Consider the following 3,011-nt stretch of genomic DNA (forward strand, 5'->3'; position numbering starts at 1 on the left):
GGTGCTATGGCGTCTGCTGACTTCTGCCCCGTCACCCACGGCTCTTAAGGCTGAGCCGCTCCACCCCAACATTCGGGTGACGCACCGGGACAGATCTCCCCAGATAAGAACCGTACTATCCCCTGCCGCCGTCGCATTTACACACTGGACGTTTTGGTGGGACACGCATCACCGCCCAATGCCGGTTTGCCCCAACCAACATGCCTTCTATGCGATTTGTGTCCCTCGGTGCAGGGTTTTGACTCCGACTTACTTCCCAACCCACCTCGCGGTGACGCAGTTATCATTGGCTCACAGTTAAACCACCTTCTCCTTCAGAGCACTTTCACCTCCGAGCAAATGCCCATGCTGGGCGTACACCAGGAACGGCTCGCTGTGGCCGTGTGCCGTTCCTATTGTTTCTTGCGCAATTTCGTATCGTCTGAGTTTTTGCCTGTATTCCTGGATCTTTCGTATCGTTGCCAATCACGGCAAGCTTTGCATCGAAAGTGAAATAAGCCGGAATGCCAGAACAGCTCACCGCACCAGGATTGAAAACGATCTGCATGAAGACTGCCCAGCCATCCAGTAGGGCATGACACTACGGTGTCACGCAAGGATTGGGCCGTGCATGCGTGGGAAAGCTCCGTTTCTTGGCCCACCGCTTATGCTTAGGCCTGGCATGTTTATCTCCATTCCTGGTAACGAAACATTCGGTATAATGAAATTTGATTATTTACATTTATCGAACCCGGGTGAATATCGTTGGTAAAAATTGTTCGAACCTTCCCAGGACTAGTATTGAAGAAAATAAGACAAGGACTCGACTTTTGCTCTGGAAAAATCGAAGTGACGGTAAAATCTACCGAAAAGACGATCCCATCAGTGACTACCGAGAAGAAGGCCTCACCCTTGTCTACTGAAGAAACGCGTCCTCAGGTAGATGTCAACCCCATAACCGGGCTAAAAGAACGCAAACACGCGTTCTACAAAGTTCCGATTGTGACACAGCTATCCATCGGAGCGCTAAAATTCAATGGGCAGCAGACAGCCGTCCACAGTGTGCCTATCGGTAGCGGAAAGACACTAGATTTCTTTGCCAAGCTCGGCAGAAGCGACGAATTGATCGTGACTTTTATGGGCGCCAATACAAAGGATAAAAACTTCTACCCACGGTTCTCCCGCGTGGCGACCTTCGGACCGCGGGCCGCGGCATTCATGGCGTTCGCCGACCCGACTCTGAAACTGGATGCAACACGAGAAATGCTGTTGTCGTGGTACTTGGGAGGACCCGAGTTTGACCCAGCAGTGACAATTCTGAAAGCAATACAGAAAGCCAAAGGGAAAACCGGAGCCAAGCACGTTATATTCGTTGGCGGTTCTGGTGGAGGTTTCGCGGCCCTTCGATTGTCATCAATGGTTTCTGGCTCGATGGCCTACGTCCAAGAATCAGCTACAAATATTGCTAACTCATTCCCGCATGCTGTTACTAAATATTTCGATACGATGTGGCCTAGCTACGAAGCAACAGCGTTGCTTTCGGAGAAACCTGAACGTTTCGACATGGCACGACATTACGCAGCTGCGGATCCACGGAATTATGTTTATTTCGCGCAGAGCTCGCACGACGACCACTACATCAAACGTCACTACTCTCCCTTCAAAGACGCCGTAGGGGTTCCGGGTTTGGAAGGAATCAGTGCTGACGGTAAGCGCCGGTTCGTTCTCTACAAGGGCACCATAGTAGGGCATGGAAACATCACTTCGGAGGAATTCTGGGCGCATTTCGACTCTGCACTTCAAGAATGGCGAGCAATCAGGCAAGACCTTTAAAATATATTTGCCTGGGAAATGTGGTGATGCCTCCGCCGAAGTTGGTGCATCACCAGAACATCTACGATTGCTCTCTTCCGACTGCCGCCGCTAGGTCCTCTAACATCGCTGAATAGGTATCGTCGACATAATGGAATGGTGCTGGACCCCACTGATGCCCTTCGGTCCGCGAAATGGCTCTTGACTGATCGATCGCAACGACATTTGCACCAGAGCTCCCGGCAAGCTCTAGGTAACGTTGCGCGTCCGAGTTGAACTTAGAGGCTATCTCGGACTGTCCAGCGTGATTATTGCCGAATTCGTCCACAATAGCCCAGGGTGTGGCATTCAAATACAGTTTTCTTGCGAGACCGGCTTGGTCAAGGACTTGCATGAACTGCCCTAAGGCATGGCCCCACAGTTCGAAATGTTCGTCGGTTCCGAACGTGTAGCGATAGCCAAGAGGACCGGGGTGTATACCTTCAGTTACGTAGTCTCTGGACTGGGTAATCATTCCTCCGCCTGGAATTTTACGGACTAGCATTCGTTCGTCGCATATATCCCAGAAGACCACGTCTGGTTCGGAGCGGCGAAGGTCAAATCTCATATTGCCTTCAATATCATTCTTAGCCATCCTCCGTTGGAACGCGGAAGTGATCTTCGAAAGTTTAAACTCGGCGGAGTCCGCACGTCTAAACGTCGACAAGAGTGACTGCCTTGCCACGTACCCGGCCATTTCCAGATTGAAGTATTTGAACCAGGCAACGGAATCCCTGGTCACGCAGCTACCGTATATGAATACTCTTTTCATGGAAGTAAACTGTATCTAATTCTGTTCAGTTCAAGTGAATCGACTGCCAGCCCCGATAACTCTGAAAGCCATGTTCCCAATGCTGCGGAACAACCTGAGGATGAACGGTACGGACATTGCCCTCGACTTTGGCGAGTGGCATGCCACCACGAGTGATCCGTTCCATCGGGGTTGCCCTACCCAGATCAACAACGTCTATATCTTGATGTCGATTATATGGTCAGTTGTATGACCTAGTGCTTTCGTATGGCATCATTAATGCGCTTCTAGGGCGTTGTGCGATTGATTGGATGCTGCTAGAGCGCGCAATTACACGGCGAATCCGAATTGTTCCAATGTGAAAACCTGGAGCTGTCATGATGTTGTGAGACACGCGTATGTAGGAGAATGAGTGCATGTCCAAACGTCA

At 50.7% G+C, this 3,011-nt stretch carries 2 protein-coding genes; one reads left to right on the top strand and one right to left on the bottom strand.

Features of this window, described 5'->3' with window-relative positions; genetic code table 11:
* The first annotated feature begins 864 nt into the window (after positions 1 to 864).
* Complete coding sequence (locus tag ACT3UQ_RS19545) at positions 865 to 1,812, top strand: hypothetical protein (RefSeq protein WP_444637801.1); 948 nt, start codon at positions 865 to 867, stop codon at positions 1,810 to 1,812.
* Between the two features lie 61 nt (positions 1,813 to 1,873).
* On the opposite strand, the gene ACT3UQ_RS19550 is transcribed toward ACT3UQ_RS19545, so the two are convergent.
* The gene (locus tag ACT3UQ_RS19550) at positions 1,874 to 2,602 is read right to left on the bottom strand and encodes a DUF6270 domain-containing protein (RefSeq protein WP_105649251.1); all 729 of its coding nucleotides are present in this window, start codon (positions 2,600 to 2,602) and stop codon (positions 1,874 to 1,876) included.
* Positions 2,603 to 3,011: the final 409 nt, after the last annotated feature.

This window comes from Glutamicibacter sp. AOP12-B1-11 (assembly GCF_052379245.1).
Taxonomy (GTDB): domain Bacteria; phylum Actinomycetota; class Actinomycetes; order Actinomycetales; family Micrococcaceae; genus Glutamicibacter.

Coding starts and splice junctions, on each gene's coding strand:
- ACT3UQ_RS19550 (WP_105649251.1), bottom strand. CDS start 2,602: ATGAAAAGAGTATTCATATACGGTAGCTGCGTGACCAGGGATTCCGTT.